The following is an 18,695-nucleotide window of genomic DNA, read 5'->3' as shown; positions in this document are numbered from 1 at the left end:
CTAGCAGCGGGCAACGCCGCAGAGCGCCGGGTATGGAAGTCAGAAATAACAATAATTTATTACGCCCTACTTAGGAGTAAGCTGGCGTTTTCACCTTGCAGGAGACGACCATGACGGAAAACACCAGCTGGCATGCGCGGGCCGCAGCGCTCACGATCGATGGCCGCGCCTTCATCAACGGCGAGCGCACCTGGGCCACATCCGGCCAGACTTTCGACAATCTGTCGCCCATCGATGGGCGCTTGCTGGGGAAGGTGGCCCGCTGCGATGGCGCGGATGTGGATGCGGCTGTGCAGGCCGCGCGCGCCGCTTTTGACGACCGCCGCTGGGCAGGTAAATCGCCGGCGCAGCGCAAGCGCGTGTTGATCAAGTTCGCCGACCTGGTGCAGAAATACGGTCCCGAACTGGCCCTGCTGGAAACCCTGGACATGGGCAAACCGATCAAATACAGCCAGAGCGTGGACGTGGGCGCCACGGCCAACTGCCTGCGCTGGTATGGCGAGGCGATCGATAAAGTCTACGATGAAATCGCACCGACCCCCGCCAACAGCCTGGCCTTGATCACGCGCGAACCGGTGGGCGTCGTCGCCGCCATCGTGCCGTGGAACTATCCGATGATCATGGCCGCCTGGAAGATCGCGCCCGCCCTCGCGGCCGGCAACAGCGTGATATTGAAACCGTCCGAAAAATCGCCGCTGACGGCGCTGCGCCTGGCCGACATCGCGCTGGAAGCGGGCGTGCCGGCGGGCGTCTTCAACGTGCTGCCAGGTTACGGCAACGAGGCCGGCGCCGCGCTGGCGCTGCACATGGACGTCGATTGCATCGGCTTTACGGGTTCCACGCGCACGGGGAAACTGATCGTGCAGATGGCAGGCCAGTCGAATTTGAAACGGGCGTGGACGGAACTGGGCGGCAAGTCCGCCAACATCGTGTGCGCCGATTGCCCGGACCTGGACAAGGCCGTGGCGGCCGCCGTCGGTTCCATCTTCTTCAACCAGGGCGAAAGCTGCAACGCGCCCTCGCGCCTGTTCGTGGAAGAATCGATCAGGGAAGAATTTATCGCCAAGGCGCAGGCCATGCTGCCCCGCTTCCAGCCCGGTGACCCGCTCGACGAAGCCACCGTCATGGGCGCGATTGTCGACGCCACGCAGATGAAGACCGTGATGGGCTACATCGCTTCCGGCAAGCAGGAGGGTGCGCAGTTGCTGGGCGGCGGCGACGCCGTGCGCGCGGAAACGGGCGGCTACTATGTGCAGCCGACCATCTTCGGCGTGGATACGAGCATGACGATCGCGCGCGAAGAAATCTTCGGCCCTGTCCTGTCCGTGCTGGGCTTTACGGATATCGCCGAAGCGGTGAAGCAGGCCAATGCCACGCCGTACGGCTTGCAGGCGGCCGTGTGGACGTCCGACATCACCAAGGCCATCCAGACGGCGCGCGCCCTGCGTGCGGGCACCGTGCACGTCAACCAGTACGATGGCGATGACATCACCGTGCCATTTGGCGGTTATAAACAGTCGGGCAACGGGCGCGACAAGTCATTGCACGCGCTGGACAAGTACACGGAATTGAAGACGACGTGGATACAGGTGGGATAATTTTTAAAATAGAACTTAAAAGGACTAATTTATGGTATTAATGGCTTAAAATAGTTCTTTTAGGATCCATTAAAGTTTTCATGGCGATGTATTTTTTTAGAAATTGGATCGTATAAGTGCTAATTTAAGGATAAACTGAACACAATTAGCTACTATAAGATCCAATTGGAGCCGTCATGCACTGCCATTTTCAAATTTTTCATGATGATGCGTGGCACGATTGCGCATCGCTGACTTTGCTTGACCCTGCAGGCGGCAATCCACGCACCGGTACCCTGTTCGAGTATGACCTCGATTATGCCTTCTTCAAGCTTGAGAGTGGACCTGTCTCGCTGCGGTTCCCCGTCACGGCAGAAATGCAGAAGCTGGCGCAATGGCCAGCTTTTATCTTTGACCTGATTCCCCAGGGAAGCGGCCGGACATATCTGCTTGGGCAGCTTCAACTGGCCGATGGTCCGGCTGCCGATTTTCCGCTTGCGTGTGCCGGTGCATTCAATCCAGTCGGGCGCGTGCGCATCGCCGAGGCCGTGCAGTACTACGCACACCATATGAATCGCCACGACAAGGGCAAGCCGCAGACCGGCTTTTCACTGGAGGAGATTATAGGTCGCGGCGATGCCTTCAATGAGCGCATGCTGATGCATAGCATGTTGGCCGCTGGCAGTCTGGGGGTACAAGGAGCGGCACCGAAATATCTGCTGACCACCGACCATGCTGGTCTCTGGCATGCCGATGGCGCTCTGGCGGACAAGTATGCGGCTGCACATTTCATCGTCAAGCGTCCGCGCGGAAAGACCGCCAGCGACGCCAAGGTATTGAGAAATGAAGCCGCATACATGACTGTGGCGCGCGCGGTGGGCTTGCGCACCGAAGGCCAACTGCGCTACCAGGACGATACCTTGTTCATTCCCCGTTTTGACCGCCGCATCCGCGATGGAAAAGTGCTGCGACTGCATCAGGAAAGCGCCGCTTCGCTGGCAGGTATCGTTGGCTTTGAAGCCACGCCCAGCCAGTTTGTATTATTGCAGGCGCTGCGCGCCGTCGTCAGTGACAAGACTGCGGAAACCATTGAATTTCTCAAACGCGATATCTTGAACCTAGCCATGCGCAATACCGATAATCACGCACGCAATACGGCGGTACAGCAAGTGGGTGCCGAGGTGCGCCTCACGCCGCTGTTCGATTTTGCACCGATGTATCTGGACCCGGATGGCATACCACGCGCGGCGCGCTGGTATCACCCGGATACCAAAAACGAGCTGCATGACTGGACGACGATACTGGCTACGATCGGCATGATGGACGTCGAGCGCCAGCAGGTTCGCCTCGCGCTATACGGATTTGCCCAGCAACTGGCTGCGCTGGAACAGCATATGCAGGAGGCAGGCGTGGATGATGACATCATTGCTTTCCTTCGGCCACATATAGCCGGGCAGATCGAACAGCTCAAGGCCTTGGGAGAGCACTGACATGGCGCGTACGAAAAAGACCGTTGACAAGGAGGAGTTGCGGCAGCGCAGGGCGGTGCTTTACGAAGCCATTGAAGCAGGCGCCATCACGCTACAGCACGCCGTCAAGGAAATGCGCGCTATCTCGCGCATGACGCAGGCAGAGTTTGCGACGCACCGGGGCGTGAGCACGAAGGTCATCAAGGAAATCGAGAGCGGCAAGGGCAATCCGACCATCCAGACGCTGAATCGCATCGGACAGTTTTTTGGACTGGAGGTGGCGTTTGTACGGACAGAAACGCTGCGCGAAAAAAAAATCGCCCCGGCAAGTACCGGGGCGATATCGCCTCAATAGGCTAAGTAATCCTCAGGAAATTATTGTGAAATTATGACGAACATAGCCGGATGCTATGCAAGGCGTCCGCCGCGACGCAGTGCGAGCACTGCGAGCGGTGGGCAACGCCGCAGAGTGCCGGTTATGGAAGTCAGAAATCACAATAATTTATGGGGGGTACTTGGATCAGAAGCAGTGTTCCAGCGCCGGGAAGCTGCCATCCTTGACGGCTTTCACATAGCCGGTGACGGCGTCGTCGATGCTGGCGGCGCCTTCCATGAAGTTGCGCACGAAGCGCGCCTTGCGGCCTGGGAAGACGCCCAGCATGTCGTGCATGACGAGCACCTGGCCCGAGCAGTCGGGGCCTGCGCCGATGCCGATCGTCGGTATCGTCAGCATGTCCGTCACTTCCTTGCCCAGCTGCGTCGGCATCGCTTCCATCAGCACGATGGCGGCGCCCGCGTTTTGCAGCGCCAGCGCATCGTTCTTCAGTTCGGCCGCGCTTTCCGTGCTCTTGCCCTGTACTTTATAGCCGCCCAGCTGGTGCACGGATTGCGGCGTCAGACCGATGTGGGCGCAGATGGGGATGCCGCGCTCGGTGAGGAAACGCACGGTTTCGGCCAGCCAGGCGCCGCCTTCGATCTTGATCATGTGCGCGCCAGCCTGCATCAGGATGACGGCGTTCGCATAGGCTGTTTCAGGTGTGCCGTACGCGCCGAACGGCAGGTCGGACATGATCATGGCCGACTTGCTGCCGCGCGCGACGGACGCCGTGTGGTAGGCCAGTTCGGCCACGGTGACGGGCAGGGTGGAATTGTGGCCATTGCAGACCATGCCGAGCGAATCGCCGATCAGCAGGATCTCCACGCCGCAGCGGTCCATCAGCGACGCGAAGCTGGCGTCATAGCAGGTCAGCATGGTGATCTTTTCGCCGGCGGCGCGCAGCGTGGCCAGCGTGTGGATGGTCACGGCCTTGTTGGCGACAGGCTTGGCTGGCGCCGGCGCCGGTGTGGCGGCCTTGTCTTTGGCTGCCAGATCTGTTCCTTGCAAATAAGCGGACATAGGTATTCTCTAGAGTGAAAGGGGGTGATGCGATTGCGACGCCGCTAGTGTAGTACTTTATGCGGCGTGCTGCAGGGGCGGCATTGTAGTGTATGTCCGGCGCCGTGGCTCAGAGCTGGCTGATGGGCTGGTCGGCGACGCTTGCCAGGAAGGCTTGCGCCGGCCCGCGTCCGGGCACGACGATGGCGGGCGTTAGGGCCAGCAGCGGCACCAGCACGAAGGCGCGCTCGGTGAGGCGCGGATGCGGCACCGTCAGGGTGGCGCTGGCGATCTGTTCATCGCCGTACAGCAGCAAGTCCAGGTCCAGGGTGCGCGGGGCGTTGCGGTATGGCCGCTCGCGCCCGTGCGCCGCCTCGATGGCGTGCAGCGCCAGCAGCAGTTCTTCAGCCGGCAAGGTGGTTGTGATGCGCGCCACGGCGTTGATGTAGTCGTCACCGCTCGAATCGATGGGCGCCGTGCGGTAGCTGGCGGAGGCGTCGACCAGCGATGCGCCGGGCAGGCGCGCCAGGCGCGCGATCGCATCCTGCACGTTGGCGCGTGCGTCGCCCAGGTTGGCTCCGATGCCGATGTAGGCGGTGACCGTCATTATTCGCCGCTGGTGCTGCCGGTGGTCGAACCTCCGCCCGTGCTGGTCTTGCTGCGCGTGCTGCGGCGTGGCGGGCGCTTCTTCTTGACGGCCCCCGGTGCGGCATTGGCGCTGACAAGCAGCGCTTCGCGCGTTTCCTCGTCGCCTTCATAAAAGGCTGTCCACCATTCGCCGATGTCCATGTCGATCTCGCCCGAGGCGCAGCGCAGCAGCAGGAAGTCGTAGCCGGCGCGGAAGCGCAGGTGCTCAAGCAGTTTGTACGGCGCCTTGCCGACGCGGCGCTCGAAGCGCGGCTGCATCGACCAGATGTCGCGCATGTCGGAACCGATCTTGCGCTGCAAGGCCAGTTTTTCCGTTTGCGAGTCGAGCACGTCGTCGGCCGCCAGGTGCAGCGCGGGAATCGTCGATTCGCCTGCGGCGCGGTAGGCCGTCCATTTTTCCAGCACCTGGTGCCACAGCAGCGAGGCGAACAAAAAGCCTGGCGAGACGGTCTTGCCGGCGGCGATGCGCTGGTCCGTGGCGTCCAGCGCCAGGGTGACGAATTTCGCGCCCAGCGGCTGCTCCAGCACCACGTCGAGCAGCGGCAGCAGGCCGTGATGCAAGCCTTCCTTGCGCAGCTGCTGCAGGCAAGCCAGCGCGTGGCCGCTCATCAGGAGTTTGAGCATTTCGTCGAACACGCGCGGCGCAGGCACGTTGTTGATCAGCGGCGCCATGACGGGAATCGGCGCGGCCGTATGCGGCTCGATGGTGAATTTCAGCTTGGCGGCGAAGCGCACGACGCGCAGCATGCGCACGGGATCTTCGCGATAGCGTTCTTCCGGTTTGCCGATCATGCGCAAGGTCTTGGCGCGGATGTCTTCCACGCCGCCGTGGTAATCGAGCACTTCCTGCGTGGCCGGGTTGTAGTACATGGCGTTGATGGTGAAGTCGCGGCGCAGCGCGTCTTCGTGCTGCAAGCCGAAGGTGTTGTCGCGCAGGACGCGGCCATGTTCATCCTTGGGCGCGGAGTCGGCACCGGCGCCGCGGAAGGTCGTCACTTCCAGCAAATCCTGGCCAAACATCACGTGCACGATCTGGAAGCGCTTGCCGATGATGAAGGCGCGGCGGAACAAACGCTTGACCTGTTCCGGCGTGGCGTTGGTGGCGATGTCGAAGTCTTTCGGTTTCACGCCCAGCAGCAGGTCGCGCACGGCGCCGCCGACGACGAAGGCCTCGAAGCCCGCTTCCTGCAGGCTGCTGGTGACGCGGATGGCATTCGACGACACCAGTTTCGGGTCGATTCCGTGTTGCGCAGGACCGAGCACGATGGGTGCCGTGGTGTCGCGCGCTGCCTCTTTTTTAACGCCGAGGATCTTGCGGATGAATTTTTTAATCATTGAATAAGTGGAGTGATGGCCAGCCGTGGAGGGATGCGTGTGCGCTCAAAGCGGTATTGGGGTTGGTCGCGACCGGGTGGGTCACGACCGACAGCAGGGGAATGTCGTTGTGCGAATCGCTGTAGAAATAGCTGCGCTCGAACTGCCCCAGTTCCTTGCCCAACTTTTCCAGCCAGGCGTGGGTGTGGGTCAGCTTGCCCGCGCCCAGGGTCGGTGTGCCGACCAGCTTGCCAGTGACGTTGCCTGCGTCGTCATATTCGGGCATGGCGGCCAGCAGGTGCTCGACGCCCAGCGCATCGGCGATGGGTTTGGTGATGAAATGGTTGGTGGCCGTGACGATGGCCAGCAGGTCGCCCGCGTCCTGGTGCTGTTTCAGCAGGGCCACGACTTCCGGACGGATGGCCGGCATGACCACTTCGGCCATGAATTGCCGGTGCAGCGCTTCCAGGCGCTCGCGCGGGAATTGCGCTAGCGTGCCGAGCGAGAATTCCAGGTATTCCACCGGATCGAGCGTGCCGGCCTGGTATTGCGCGAAAAATTCGTCGTTGCGGCGGGTGAATTCGGCGGCGTCCACGGCACCGATGCGTACCAGGAATTCGCCCCACTCGTGATCCGAGTCGATGGGCAGCAGGGTGTGGTCGAGGTCAAACAGGGCCAGATTCATCATTCTTTCGCTTCCGCCTGCAGCAACTCGCGCAACAATGGCAAGGTGATCGGGCGTTGGGTTTCAAGGGAGTAGAGGTCGAGAGAGTCCAGCATCGTCGACAGCGAACGCATGTCGCGCCGGAAATGGGACAGCAGATAGGGTAACACGCCGGGCGACAAGGTCAAGCCGCGGGTGGTGGCCGCCTGGGTCAGGGCGGCGATTTTTTCATCGTCGGTCAAGCCGTGGATCTGGTAGATCAGGCCCCAGCCCATGCGCGTGCGCAAGTCTTCGCGCACGGGCAGCACGGCGGGCGGCACGGCGCCGCTGCAGACCATGAACGCCTTGTTGGCGCGGATTTCATTGAACAGGGCAAAAGCGTCGATCTGCGCCAGCGGCGACAGCTTTTCGCAGTCGTCGAGCAGGTACAGGTCGACGTCAGGCGAATACACGAATTCGGACTCGATCGAGAATGGCGAAATGTAGCGCGCGCGCTCGGTGCTGGCCAGGGCCTTGAGCAGGTGGCTCTTGCCGGCGGCCAGTTCGCCCCACAGGTAGGCAAAATGTTCGCGCGAAGTGCGCGCGGCGAACTGGCGCATCAGCTGCGCCACTTCGGCATTCTGTCCCACCTCGAAGGTATCGAGGCTGTGCGCCTGGTCTGTGCCTAAATCGAGCACCAGTTGTTTCATGGCGTACGCCTTGTCCTGTTTTTCATTACTGCATGTGCATCGTGGTATTGCTAGGTTGATATGATATCCGCTTTTACTAGGTATTATAGAAGCTGCTGGAGAGGTAGTGGCGTCTTAGATGCTTAAAAGCGACCATCAGGACGGCAGAAGCGGGTAAAGCAAGCAAAACGCCGACGAAACCGAACAATTGTCCGAAAGCCAGCAAGGCAAAGATCACGGCCAGCGGATTTAAACCGATGCGCTCGCCCACCAGGCGCGGCGTGAGGAAAAAGCCTTCGATAACCTGGCCGCAGCCGTAGATGACGGCCACGGCGATGAGGCCGCTCCAGTCGGAAAATTGCAGCAGGGCGGCGATCAGCGCCAGCATCAGGCCCAGCCCGAAGCCCAGGTAGGGGATAAACACCAGCAAGCCTGTGATGATGCCCACAGGCAATGCCACTTCAAAACCGGCGATGGCCAGTGCCACCGAGTAATACGTGGCCAGCACCAGCATGACGAGCAACTGGCCGCGCAGGTATTGCGCCAGCAGGGTGTCGACTTCCTGCGCCATGCCCACCGTGCGGCCGACCCAGCGGCGCGGCACGGCGCCGGCGATGCGCGCCAGCATCGGATGCCAGTCCAGCAACAAATAAAACAGCACCACGGGAATCAGCACGACGGTGGCCAGCCAGCCCAGCACGGCCGTGCCGCCGATGCGGGCCGAGGCGAGCACCGTGCTCCAGATTTCATCGCCGCTGGTGGCCATCTGCTGGCTCAGCATGCGCTTGATGCCCGTGCCGTCCAGGCGCACGCGGATGCCGAGGTCGCGCAGTTTCGGCGCCAGGAACTCGTTCGCCTTGCTGAGGAATTGCGGGATTTGCGCCTGCAGCAAGGGAATTTCCTTCTGCAACACGGGCACGACGATCAGCACCAGCGCCGTAATGGCGAGGAAAAACAACACTACGACGACCAGCACGGCCAGCGGACGGGGCACGTAAAAGCGCTTGTAATGGAGGCGCTGCAAGCGGTCCACGCCAGGATTGAGCACGTAGGCGAGGATGGCGGCGGCCAGGAAGGGCGTCAGGATGGGGCCGAGGCTGACGAGCAGCAGCAAAAATGCCAGCCAGACCGCGATCCAAAATGCTGTTTGCTTCTGTTCGGCGGTGATGGCGAATGGCATGTAGTTTGTACTGTTGCGTTAAAAAAAGGCAGTTAATTACGAAATAGCGGGGCAGTTTGATAAAATAGCGACTTGATCGACCGAATTCACCCGCTGGCGCCCTGCCGCACGATGTTGAAAAACATGCTTGCGCGCGCGTGCCGGCGGGTATCCGCCTTCTATTTTACCGCCTCCGCTGCCACCACACCATGAACCAGACTTCTAATGTTTCCCTTTCCTACCGTGACGCTGGCGTCGATATCGACGCAGGCGACGCTTTAGTCGAAGCAATCAAGCCGTTTGCCAAGCGCACCCTGCGCGAAGGCGTGATGGGCGGCCTGGGCGGTTTTGGCGCCATGTTTGAAATCAGCAAGAAGTACAAGGAACCGGTGCTGGTCTCGGGTACCGACGGCGTCGGCACCAAATTGCGCCTGGCGTTCGAACTGAACCGCCATGACACGGTCGGCATCGACCTGGTCGCCATGAGCGTCAACGACATCCTGGTGCAAGGCGCCGAGCCGCTGTTCTTCCTCGACTACTTCGCTTGCGGCAAGCTGGACGTGGCCATCGCCACCGACGTCATTAAGGGCATCGCCCAGGGTTGCGAACAAGCCGGTTGCGCGCTGATCGGCGGCGAAACGGCGGAAATGCCGAGCATGTACCCGGCCGGCGAATACGACCTGGCAGGTTTTGCCGTCGGCGCCGTGGAAAAATCGAAAATTATCGACGGCACCAAGATCGCCCCGGGCGACGTGGTGCTGGGCCTGGCCTCGTCGGGTGTGCACTCGAACGGTTACTCGCTGGTGCGCAAGATCATCGAAGTGGCGAAACCTGACCTGGAAGGCGACTTCCACGGCCGCAAGCTGGCCGACGTGCTGATGCAGCCGACGCGCATCTACGTCAAGCCGCTGCTGGCGCTGATGGATGCCATGGAAGTCAAGGGCATGGTGCACATCACCGGTGGCGGTCTGGTGGAAAACATCCCGCGCGTGCTGCAGCCTGGCCTGGTGGCCGAACTGGATTCGAAATCGTGGACCATGCCACCGCTGTTCACGTGGCTGCAACAGCACGGCGGCGTGGCTGACGCCGAAATGCACCGCGTCTTCAACTGCGGCATCGGCATGACCGTCATCGTCTCGCAAGAGAACGCGGACGCCGCCATCGCCCAGTTGCAAGCGGCCGGCGAAACTGTGTCGCGCATCGGCACGATCCGCGCGCGCGTGGGCGACGAGCATCAGACGATTGTGATCTAAACTGTTATATTGATATTTAGTAAAAAATGGCGCCTAGAGCGCCATTTTTATTATGAGAAATTTTTAAATTATTGCATCTTCTTTTGCCCAAAGGAGAAATCGCTTAAATTCTTTTAGACTTGACAATGGGGTTCTGGTAAAGCCAAGTAACATGCATAAAAAATACAAAACAATGGCAAGTGTGAAAATAACCCAGGCGATAGTGATTGCATCCCATTTTCCAGCAATGCTGCCAATTGTCGTGATGATGACAGTAATTAAAATTGAAACTATCGGATGAGAAAAGATTGGAGAGTCAGAGTTGGAGTTGATTTGGCCGTCAAGGTGATTAATCGCATCATCAATATCTCCCATGAACGGACCAGATGTTAAACTTTCTTTGAAATTAAGATACCGAATATATTGATATTCTTTCGCGTAATATTTTATGCGCTCCGGGTATAGTAAATAATATCTCTTGTAAGCACTTTTTCTTGCTTTTGTAACGACTAAAGCCCATATCATTAAAATGGCTATGGAAATTAAAAGCCATGGGAAAAAACTATCTTTCACAAAGAAAATAATTGCAGTTATTGCAAATAATAATTTTGTTATCCACAGAAGAAATTTTAAAGAAGTGCTGCTCTTTGAATAAATTTCTTTTACAACGTTCCAGCGAGATGCACATCTATAAAGTTCGTAAAAACGAATAAAGCTATCCAATTCATTCTTCCTAAATGATTTTGAAGTAATAATTTTAATAATTTAAGAAAAATAAATCAATGAAAATATTAGCATTGGGAAATTTTTTTGAAATTTATGGAGATTAACTTCAAGAGCGCGTGTTTTTTCTCTACATTGGTGAATCAAAATAGATAGTGGTTAACAAATAGAAAGCTCTACTACGAACTTAACTTAGTGCGAGGGATGGTTTGAAGCGGCGCACTGAAAGGTAAATCTACTTTGCTGATCCGCACAGTCCTAGTAGTGCGGATCATGCTAGACAGACCCTATACAGCCTGCTAGGTCGGTAGATTTATATAGGGATTTGGTTTTAAATTTATTCCTAGAGAGGTTCTATGCCATTGGAATTGGAGATCGTTTAAAAATAAATCTATTGTTCTCGTTGCCTTTCTTAAGCGGTGCGCTGCTTACGTCACGTTTGGCACTCACAGCGCATCCGCTTTTATTCGTCATAAATTTTCCAAGACTATTCGGATAACTACTTACCTTGCGTGCGCCGTCTTCATGCGCCCATCCGGCTGCGAGCCTCCTTTTCCGATCATGGCCACGCTGACGGCCGAGACGAGGGAGGCGAACAGGATGTAGCCGACGATGTGCCATGGCTCGCCATTGCCCGTTTTCAGCAGGTAGGTGGCGATGATGGGCGTCAGGCCGCTGGCGAAGATGCCCGAGAACTGGTACACGAAGGAGATGCCCGTGTAGCGTACCTTGGCGTCGAACAGGTCGCAGAACAGGGCCGCTTCCGGGCCGTACACGGCCGAATACAGCACGCCCAGCGGGATGATCACGGAACACCACAGCAGCAAGGGATTGTCGGCATGGTTGAGCATGATCCAGAACGCGGGAATCGACGACACGCCCGTGATCAATGAACCCCAGAAAAACACCTTGGTGCGGCCGATGCGGTCCGACAGCCTGCCGAAGAACGGAATGCAGAAGCACATCACGACGGCCGATGCCATCACGCCCATCAGCGCTTCCGTGCGGTCGATCTTGATGGTGTTGGTCAGGTAGGTGATGGAAAACACGCCAAAGATATTGAAGAACACGCCGTCGATATAGCGCGCGCCCATACCCTTCAAGACATTGCCCGGATAGCGTTTCAGCAAGTCGAAGAATGGAATCTGCGTCTCCGCGTTCTTCTCCTTGACGGCCTGGAACTCGGGCGTTTCCATCACGTTCAGACGTATCCACATGCCGATGAAGACGAGGGCCGCCGACAGGATGAAGGCGACGCGCCAGCCCCAGGACAGGAATTGCGTATCCGTCAGCGTGTACGACAGGATCGCCACCACGCCCGAAGCGAGGCACAGACCGATGGCCAGGCCGATCTGCGGCAGGCTGGCATAGAAGCCGCGCTCCTTTGGGGGCGCATATTCATACGCCATCAGCACGGCGCCGCCCCATTCGCCACCGAGGCCGATACCCTGCAGCACGCGCAGGAACAGCAGCAGGCCAGGGGCCCAGTAGCCGATGTGGTCGTAGGTCGGCAGCACGCCGATCAGGAAAGTGGAGATCCCCATGATCATCAGGGTCATCACCAGCATGCTCTTGCGGCCGATCTTGTCGCCGAAGTGGCCGAAGATCACGCCGCCGATGGGGCGCGACAGAAAACCTACGGCAAAGGTGCCGTAGGCCAGCATGGTCGAGACGAGCGGATCGCCGCCCGGGAAATACAGCTTGCTGAACACGATGCCGGCCACGACGCCGTATAAAAAGAAGTCATACCATTCGATGGTGGCGCCGATCACGCTGGCCATCACGACTTTCCGTAGCTCTTTGGCCTTTTTCGGATTGCTCGTATTGTTATCCATAATATCTAGTCTCCTATCGATATCGATTATGTGTTTTTTCTGATGCCTGGCTGATTGCCAAGTCATTGAGGGGCGGGCCACTCTGCCCGCCGCTGGCATCCTCCTTTGGGAACGGAATGGGGTAGAGTCAGGCCGCCTTGGGCAGGCGCACGGCGTCCGCCAGTATCATGTCGGCCGCTTTTTCGGCGATCATGATGGTGGGCGCGTTCGTATTGCCCGAGACGATTTCCGGCATGATCGACGCGTCGACCACGCGCAGGTTCTGCATGCCGTGCACGCGCAGGCGCTCGTCGACGACGGCCATGGCGTCATGCCCCATCTTGCAGGTCCCGCTCGGGTGGTAGATCGACTGGCTGAAGCGCCGCGCCGCGTCCAGCAGTTCCTCATCGCTTTGGAACTGTGGGCCGGGCACGAACTCGGAAATGATGTGCGGCGCCAGCGACGGGGCGGCGGCGATTTTTCGCGCCACGCGCAGGGCGGCAACCGCCGTTTGCTGGTCGCGCGGGTCGGACAGGTAGTTCGGGTAGATGCCCGGATACGCAAACGGATCGGCGGACTTGATCGATACGTGGCCGCGGCTGTGTGGGCGCAGCTGGCACACGGACGACGTGAAGGCGGAAAATGGATGCGCGCCTTCGCCCGGCTTGTCGGCGCTCAGCGGCTGCATGTGGAACTGGATGTCGGGTCGCTCCACTTCGGGCGACGACTTGGTAAACACCGTCACCTGGCTGGCCGCCAGGGTCAAGGGCCCCGAGCGGGAAAACACATATTGCATGCCTACCCACAGCTTGCCCCACAGGCTGTTGACTTCATCGTTCAGGGTTTTCAGCCGCGTCTTGAAGACGAGGCGGATTTGCAGATGGTCTTGCAAATTCTGTCCCACGCCGGGCAAGTCGTGCACGAGCGGCACGCCCACCTCTTCCAACAGGGCGCGCGGTCCCACGCCCGAGCATTGCAGGATTTGCGGCGAGCCGATGGCGCCCGCGCAGAGTATCACTTCGCCGCTGGCGCGCGCCTGGCGCAGCTGGCCATCCTGCTGATATTCGATGCCGACGGCGCGCTTGCCCTCGAACAGCACGCGCGTGATTTGTGCGCGCACTTCCACGCGCAGGTTGGCGCGCTTGCGGGCGGGGCGCAAAAAGGCTTTCGCCGTGCTCCAGCGCAAGCCCTTGCTGGCTGTCTGCTGGAAATAGCCGACACCTTCCTGCGTGGCGCCGTTGTAATCGGCATTGAAGGGGATGCCGCTTTCCGTGGCGCCCGCAATAAAATGCTCGGCGATGGGGCGGCGCAGCCGCAGGTCCGACACCTTTAACGGACCGCCCACGCCATGGTAATCGCTGGCGCCGCGTTCCTGGTCTTCCGATTTCTTGAAATAGGGCAGCACCTCGGCATAGCTCCAGCCTGCATTGCCGAGTTCGACCCAGCGGTCGTAGTCTTCCTTCTGGCCCCGCACGTACAGCAAGCCGTTGAGCGAGCTGGAGCCGCCCAGCACCTTGCCGCGCGGCCATTGCAACTGGCGCCCCGCGATGCCGGCGTCCGCTTCCGTGCGGTAGCACCAGTCGAGCTTGGGATCGTGCATGGTCTTGAAATAGCCGACCGGCACGTGTATCCAGGGATTGTTGTCCTTGCCGCCCGCTTCCAGCAGCAATACCTGATTGTTGCTGTCGTGAGACAGGCGGTTGGCCAGCACGCAGCCGGCGGAACCGGCGCCGACAACGATGTAATCGTAGTGTATTTGCAACATTGCTCTTGTCTCCTGCGTTGCGGTATCGCGCCGCCTCGGCGGGCGTTTTTTGCGATACACTGGTCTTTATTGGTTATTTTTGGAACGTCTGGTTCCATTTATAAAAGACGTGCGGCACCGGGACAAGCGGAAACAGGCACATACGCGAGAGGTGAAACAGAACATGCATGATGCGTTTCAAAAACGGCCGGGCGAGGCCGAAGAAGGTGGTCAAGTGGAGACCGGCACAACGGCGAGCCATGGCGACGAGGCGCGGGGATTGCGCGTGCTGCGTTTGATCGAGCATCTGGCCAGCGCCAGCCAGCCCCTGACCCTGTCGCAGCTGGCCGCGCGCATGCAAGTGCCCAAGGCCAGCATGATGCGCTTGCTCGATACCCTGGAGCAGCATGGCTATGTGCTGCGCACGCCCGTGGGACGCGGCTATGTGCCCGGTGCCGCCTCGACCAACCTGGCGCTGGCGACCCTGCGCAACAATGCCCTGATCCGCGTGAGCCGCAGCATCCTGGGCAGCCTGGTGGCGGCCACGGGCGAGACGTGCAACCTCGCCATTCCCGAGGGCAATGCGATCGTCTACGTGGACCGCGTGGAAACGCAGGAACCGCTGCGCCTGCATCTGGTGCTGGGCAGCCGGGCGCCCATGCATTGCACGGCGAGCGGAAAATTATTCCTTGCGCATATGAGTTTGCTGGAGCGGCGCGAGCTGCTGGCCATGCTGACCTTGGAAGCGCGCACGCCGAAAAGCATTACCGACCCCGTGTTGCTCGAGCGCGAGATCGTGCGTATCGCCCGCCTGGGCATCGGCATCGACGACGAGGAATTCGTGCATGGCATGGTGGCCGTGGCCGTGCCTATCTGCGCGGCCGACGGACGCATCGTGGCGGCCGTGGCCTGCCACGCGCCCGTGGCACGCAAATCCGTGGAGCAACTGATGCAGCACGTGCCGCAGCTCAAGGAGGCGGCCGTGAAACTACGGCCGCTGTTGCTTGCGGAAAACAGCTAGGGTTTGAGCACCTTCGCCACTTTCGCCGCGCGCAGGCGGAAGGCATCGGGCATGCCCGAGCCCAGCAGCGGACGCAGATACAGCCTGAAAGCATCGGTGACGTCCGTGCCGCTGGCGCTGATGAATTCGTCTTCCATGGTGCGCGTCTTGCCCGCGACCTCGGTGAGCGGCAGCAACTCGTAGTCGACGGAATAAAAGCCCGTGCGCTTGATGGCGACGGAACCGTCGCGGTCGCCCCACATGGCGAATTGCACGGCCTTTTCGCCCACTTCGCGGGCCTCGCGTTGATCTACATCAGAGACGCAGCCGATGAAGGAGCGCTGCAGATAGCCGAAGGTATCGCCGCGCACGCGCTTGATACCGAGCTTGGCCTTGATTTCGTCGCACAGCAGGTCGGCCAGCGCACCCGTGCCCGACAATTGCACATTGCCGTGCGCATCGCGCTCCACCTCTTGGGCGAGCAGGCTGGCGATCGGCTCGCCCGAGGCATCGTGGATGCCTTCCGAGACAGCGATCACGCAGCGGCCGTATTTTTCATACGTCGCCTTCACGTCGGCAAGAAACTGTTCCAGCACGAAAACGCGCTCGGGCAGGTAGATCAGGTGCGGGCCGTCGTCGGGGAACTTCTTGCCCAGCGCCGAGGCGGCCGTCAAGAAGCCCGCGTGGCGGCCCATCACCACGCCCACGTACACGCCGGGCAAGGCTGCGTTGTCGAGGTTGGCGCCGGCGAACGCTTGCGCGACGAAGCGCGCGGCCGAGGGAAAGCCCGGTGTATGGTCGCTGCCCACCAGGTCGTTGTCGATGGTTTTCGGGATGTGGATGCAGCGCAGCGGATAGCCGGCCTTGTGCGCTTCCTCGCTGACGATGCGCACCGTGTCGGACGAGTCATTGCCGCCGATATAAAAGAAATGTTCGATTTCGTGCGCGCGCAGCACTTCGAAGATTTGCTGGCAGTAGGCGATGTCGGGCTTGTCGCGCGTGGAACCGAGGGCCGACGACGGCGTGGCGGCCACCAGTTCCAGGTTGTGGCTGGTTTCCTGCGTCAGATCGACGAACTCTTCATTGACGATGCCGCGCACGCCATGCAGCGCGCCATACACGCGCGTGACATGCTGAAAGCGCCGTGACTCGAGCACCACGCCCACCAGCGACTGGTTGATGACGGCGGTGGGACCGCCTCCTTGGGCGACAAGAATTTTTCCAGACGGCATGGGATTTCCTCGTAAGTGGAACGGCCCTCCAGCCTACTCCTTTTTTGCCGGGGCGCTGTCTTTTCCGATAGTCCTGTCGAGGAATTTCTCCACCCGGCCCCAGAAGTCGATGCGGTTCTTCGGCAATGTCCATCCATGGCCTTCCTCGTCGTAGACCACCCATTCGACATCGCGATTGTGCTGTTTGACGGCCGCGTAGAATTGCCTGCCGTGGTACAGCGGCACCCGCTGGTCGGCGGCACCGTACGCCAGCAGCAGGGGCTGGGTGATGCGCGCCGCCTGGGCGATGGGGGAGGTGGCCTGGAACTGGGCCGCGTTGGCCGTCCGGTCGCCAATCAGCTCGGGCATGCCGTACTGTTTCCAGTCATCGCCGAGGTCGGACTTGAAACTCCAGTGGCCGCTATACAGCAGGTTGATGTCGGTCACGCCCACCCAGTCGATGGCGCAGCGGAACAGGTCGGGATCGTTGGCCAGGCCCATCAAAGCGGCATAACCGCCATAGCTGGCGCCGGCGATGCAGATGCGGCGCGGATCGGCGATTCCTTCGGCGATGGCCCAGCGCGCGCCATCGGCGAGATCGTCCTGCATCTTCAAGCCCCATTGTTTCCAGCCAGCGCGAAAATGCTTGGCGCCAAAGCCTGTGCTGCCGCGAAATTCCGGTTGCAGCACGGCATAGCCACGCGAGGCAAGAAATTGCACTTCGGCATTCCATTGCCAGGAGCTGCCGCGCACATACGGGCCGCCATGCACGAGCACGACCAGCGGCAGCTGCTTGCCGGAAGTCGCGGCGGGCACGGTGAGCCAGGCGGGAATGGACAGGCCATCGCGCGCCTTGTAGCGCACCAGCTGCTGCTCGCTCATCTGCGCCGGCTTGATGAGCGGCTGCGCTTCGCCGATGATGCTCAGCTTGCCCGTGTCGCTGTTGAACAGCGAGAATTTGCCCGGCTGCCGGTCGGAATACGAGGTCACCAGCATGAAGGGTGTGGCGGGGCGGGCCGCCAGCGAGACCAGGTTGATGGTCGCTGGCAGCAGGGCGTCGATACGTGCCTGGGTGGCCGTCATGACCGGGTCGAACCAGCGCGTGGCGCGCGCATCGCTCAGGTGGCGCACGCCCAGCAGCTTGCCTTGCCCGACGATCAGATTGCCGCTGAAGTCATAGCCGTCGAGCGAGATGATGGGCGTGGGCACGATGCGGCTGCCGGCCAAGTCGTAGGCATGCACGGACAGCGTATCGCTGCCCATGCGGGCGCTCACATACAGGGTGCCGTCCGGGCCGAAGGAGAGCGGGGTGAAGGCGTCGGGGCCGCCGAGGTAGGCGTCGAACTGCGCCAGCGTGCGCCAGGCGCCGCTGGCCGGATCAAGGTACTGCACGCTTTCGATATTGCGCTCCCGGGTCACGGCCAGACGCGGTTCGCCATGCTGGTCGAGCAGCCAGCGGCGCACCTTGCCTGGCGGCTTGACGGCCGTGCTGCGGCCCGTGAGCGTATCGAGCTGCCGCAAGCCTTCGTAGTCGACTTCGCCCGTCGAGGCGTACACGGTGCTGCGCACATACACGGCCTGGGAATCCTGCGCACCGCGCTGGCCCGTCAGGTAGGTATGCCAGGGCAGCAGTTTATAGATCGAGGTGGAGGCATCGGGCATGGCGCTGCGGGCGGCCAGCTGGCGAAAGTTGCCGCCGTCGCGGTTGACGGCAAACAGGCCTGGCCCGAAACGCATGTCGCCGGGCGCCGTCTGGCGGTCGCGCGTGTTCAGGATCAGGCGCTCGTTGTTGACCCATTCGACGTCACCCACGTCGACATCGCTGAATTGCGCCACGACCTTGATGCTGTTATCGAGCAGGTTGACGATGGCCAGCCGTTCGCGATTGTTCGCGCCGCTCACCTTCACGGCCAGATGGCGCGCATCGGGCGACAACTGGGGGCCGCTGAATTCGGGATTGGCGAAGAAGGCCGACAGTGGTGGCGGCGCGATGGCCGTGTGCGCCTGTGCGGAAAGGGCGAACAGGCTGGCGCAGGCGGCCAGGATATGTAGCAGACGCAAGAAAGCCTGGGGCATGGTGTGTTGTAACCTGGAATA

At 60.4% G+C, this 18,695-nt stretch carries 16 protein-coding genes; 5 read left to right on the top strand and 11 right to left on the bottom strand.

Going from position 1 to position 18,695, the window contains the following annotated elements:
* Positions 1-110 precede the first annotated feature (110 nt).
* The 3 genes from AC54AG_RS05015 to AC54AG_RS05005 all read left to right on the top strand — a co-directional run bounded on the left by AC54AG_RS05015 (position 111) and on the right by AC54AG_RS05005 (position 3,401).
* Entirely contained in the window at positions 111-1,598 is a 1,488-nt protein-coding gene (locus AC54AG_RS05015; RefSeq protein WP_496629634.1) for an aldehyde dehydrogenase, read from the top strand.
* Between the two features lie 176 nt (positions 1,599-1,774).
* On the top strand, positions 1,775-3,067 hold the full coding sequence (locus AC54AG_RS05010) for a type II toxin-antitoxin system HipA family toxin (RefSeq protein WP_496629633.1): 1,293 nt from the start codon (positions 1,775-1,777) through the stop codon (positions 3,065-3,067).
* Position 3,068: 1 nt separating this feature from the next.
* Positions 3,069-3,401, top strand: coding sequence for a helix-turn-helix transcriptional regulator (locus AC54AG_RS05005; protein WP_070301047.1), 333 nt, complete (start codon positions 3,069-3,071; stop codon positions 3,399-3,401).
* Between the two features lie 165 nt (positions 3,402-3,566).
* Here the strand turns inward: AC54AG_RS05005 and panB are convergent, their stop codons facing one another.
* The 6 genes from panB to AC54AG_RS04975 all read right to left on the bottom strand — a co-directional run bounded on the left by panB (position 3,567) and on the right by AC54AG_RS04975 (position 8,895).
* On the bottom strand, positions 3,567-4,442 hold the full coding sequence (panB, locus tag AC54AG_RS05000; protein ID WP_181878004.1) for a 3-methyl-2-oxobutanoate hydroxymethyltransferase: 876 nt from the start codon (positions 4,440-4,442) through the stop codon (positions 3,567-3,569).
* Between the two features lie 109 nt (positions 4,443-4,551).
* The gene (gene folK, locus AC54AG_RS04995) at positions 4,552-5,028 is read right to left on the bottom strand and encodes a 2-amino-4-hydroxy-6-hydroxymethyldihydropteridine diphosphokinase (protein WP_034746039.1); all 477 of its coding nucleotides are present in this window, start codon (positions 5,026-5,028) and stop codon (positions 4,552-4,554) included.
* Positions 5,028-6,404 (bottom strand): polynucleotide adenylyltransferase PcnB, encoded by a 1,377-nt coding sequence (pcnB, locus tag AC54AG_RS04990; protein ID WP_034746042.1) that lies wholly within the window; start codon positions 6,402-6,404, stop codon positions 5,028-5,030. Before pcnB ends, folK begins: the two co-directional genes overlap by 1 nt.
* Entirely contained in the window at positions 6,397-7,068 is a 672-nt protein-coding gene (locus tag AC54AG_RS04985) for a histidinol-phosphatase (protein WP_496629717.1), read from the bottom strand. Before AC54AG_RS04985 ends, pcnB begins: the two co-directional genes overlap by 8 nt.
* Entirely contained in the window at positions 7,068-7,736 is a 669-nt protein-coding gene (hda, locus tag AC54AG_RS04980; RefSeq protein ID WP_058048421.1) for a DnaA regulatory inactivator Hda, read from the bottom strand. Before hda ends, AC54AG_RS04985 begins: the two co-directional genes overlap by 1 nt.
* Positions 7,737-7,812: 76 nt before the next feature.
* Positions 7,813-8,895 (bottom strand): AI-2E family transporter, encoded by a 1,083-nt coding sequence (locus tag AC54AG_RS04975; RefSeq protein ID WP_219328042.1) that lies wholly within the window; start codon positions 8,893-8,895, stop codon positions 7,813-7,815.
* 188 nt (positions 8,896-9,083) lie between these two features.
* Here AC54AG_RS04975 and purM point away from each other — a divergent pair, with 188 nt between their 5' ends.
* Positions 9,084-10,127 (top strand): phosphoribosylformylglycinamidine cyclo-ligase, encoded by a 1,044-nt coding sequence (purM, locus tag AC54AG_RS04970; protein WP_077408694.1) that lies wholly within the window; start codon positions 9,084-9,086, stop codon positions 10,125-10,127.
* Between the two features lie 63 nt (positions 10,128-10,190).
* Here the strand turns inward: purM and AC54AG_RS04965 are convergent, their stop codons facing one another.
* The 3 genes from AC54AG_RS04965 to AC54AG_RS04955 form a co-directional block, all read right to left on the bottom strand.
* The gene (locus tag AC54AG_RS04965; RefSeq protein WP_331777226.1) at positions 10,191-10,829 is read right to left on the bottom strand and encodes a hypothetical protein; all 639 of its coding nucleotides are present in this window, start codon (positions 10,827-10,829) and stop codon (positions 10,191-10,193) included.
* A 503-nt stretch (positions 10,830-11,332) separates the two neighbouring features.
* On the bottom strand, positions 11,333-12,664 hold the full coding sequence (locus AC54AG_RS04960) for an MFS transporter (protein WP_070301050.1): 1,332 nt from the start codon (positions 12,662-12,664) through the stop codon (positions 11,333-11,335).
* A gap of 127 nt (positions 12,665-12,791) precedes the next feature.
* Positions 12,792-14,408 (bottom strand): GMC family oxidoreductase, encoded by a 1,617-nt coding sequence (locus AC54AG_RS04955; protein ID WP_496629632.1) that lies wholly within the window; start codon positions 14,406-14,408, stop codon positions 12,792-12,794.
* A gap of 214 nt (positions 14,409-14,622) precedes the next feature.
* Between AC54AG_RS04955 and AC54AG_RS04950 the strand changes: the two genes are divergently transcribed.
* Positions 14,623-15,408: an IclR family transcriptional regulator gene (locus AC54AG_RS04950; protein ID WP_496629631.1), complete on the top strand. Its 786-nt coding sequence runs from the start codon at positions 14,623-14,625 to the stop codon at positions 15,406-15,408.
* On the opposite strand, the gene AC54AG_RS04945 is transcribed toward AC54AG_RS04950, so the two are convergent.
* Entirely contained in the window at positions 15,405-16,619 is a 1,215-nt protein-coding gene (locus AC54AG_RS04945; protein WP_319990567.1) for a 6-phosphofructokinase, read from the bottom strand. The two genes, AC54AG_RS04950 and AC54AG_RS04945, sit on opposite strands and share 4 nt — an antisense overlap.
* Positions 16,620-16,652: 33 nt before the next feature.
* Complete coding sequence (locus AC54AG_RS04940; RefSeq protein ID WP_496629630.1) at positions 16,653-18,674, bottom strand: alpha/beta hydrolase family protein; 2,022 nt, start codon at positions 18,672-18,674, stop codon at positions 16,653-16,655.
* Positions 18,675-18,695 lie beyond the last annotated feature (21 nt).

The sequence above is a fragment of the Janthinobacterium sp. BCJ23 genome (assembly GCF_059617945.1).
Note: the sequence above shows the minus strand (reverse complement) of the source record. Positions and strands in the feature narration are given on the sequence as shown.

Excerpts from the sequence above, each read along its gene's own strand:
- AC54AG_RS04975 (WP_219328042.1), bottom strand. The coding sequence starts at position 8,895 with ATGCCATTCGCCATCACCGCCGAACAGAAGCAAACAGCATTTTGGATC.
- AC54AG_RS04985 (WP_496629717.1), bottom strand. The coding sequence starts at position 7,068 with ATGAATCTGGCCCTGTTTGACCTCGACCACACCCTGCTGCCCATCGAC.
- pcnB (WP_034746042.1), bottom strand. The coding sequence starts at position 6,404 with ATGATTAAAAAATTCATCCGCAAGATCCTCGGCGTTAAAAAAGAGGCA.
- purM (WP_077408694.1), top strand. The coding sequence starts at position 9,084 with ATGAACCAGACTTCTAATGTTTCCCTTTCCTACCGTGACGCTGGCGTC.
- AC54AG_RS04960 (WP_070301050.1), bottom strand. The coding sequence starts at position 12,664 with ATGGATAACAATACGAGCAATCCGAAAAAGGCCAAAGAGCTACGGAAA.
- AC54AG_RS05010 (WP_496629633.1), top strand. The coding sequence starts at position 1,775 with ATGCACTGCCATTTTCAAATTTTTCATGATGATGCGTGGCACGATTGC.
- AC54AG_RS04955 (WP_496629632.1), bottom strand. The coding sequence starts at position 14,408 with ATGTTGCAAATACACTACGATTACATCGTTGTCGGCGCCGGTTCCGCC.
- panB (WP_181878004.1), bottom strand. The coding sequence starts at position 4,442 with ATGTCCGCTTATTTGCAAGGAACAGATCTGGCAGCCAAAGACAAGGCC.
- AC54AG_RS04940 (WP_496629630.1), bottom strand. The coding sequence starts at position 18,674 with ATGCCCCAGGCTTTCTTGCGTCTGCTACATATCCTGGCCGCCTGCGCC.
- AC54AG_RS04945 (WP_319990567.1), bottom strand. The coding sequence starts at position 16,619 with ATGCCGTCTGGAAAAATTCTTGTCGCCCAAGGAGGCGGTCCCACCGCC.
- folK (WP_034746039.1), bottom strand. The coding sequence starts at position 5,028 with ATGACGGTCACCGCCTACATCGGCATCGGAGCCAACCTGGGCGACGCA.
- hda (WP_058048421.1), bottom strand. The coding sequence starts at position 7,736 with ATGAAACAACTGGTGCTCGATTTAGGCACAGACCAGGCGCACAGCCTC.
- AC54AG_RS05005 (WP_070301047.1), top strand. The coding sequence starts at position 3,069 with ATGGCGCGTACGAAAAAGACCGTTGACAAGGAGGAGTTGCGGCAGCGC.
- AC54AG_RS05015 (WP_496629634.1), top strand. The coding sequence starts at position 111 with ATGACGGAAAACACCAGCTGGCATGCGCGGGCCGCAGCGCTCACGATC.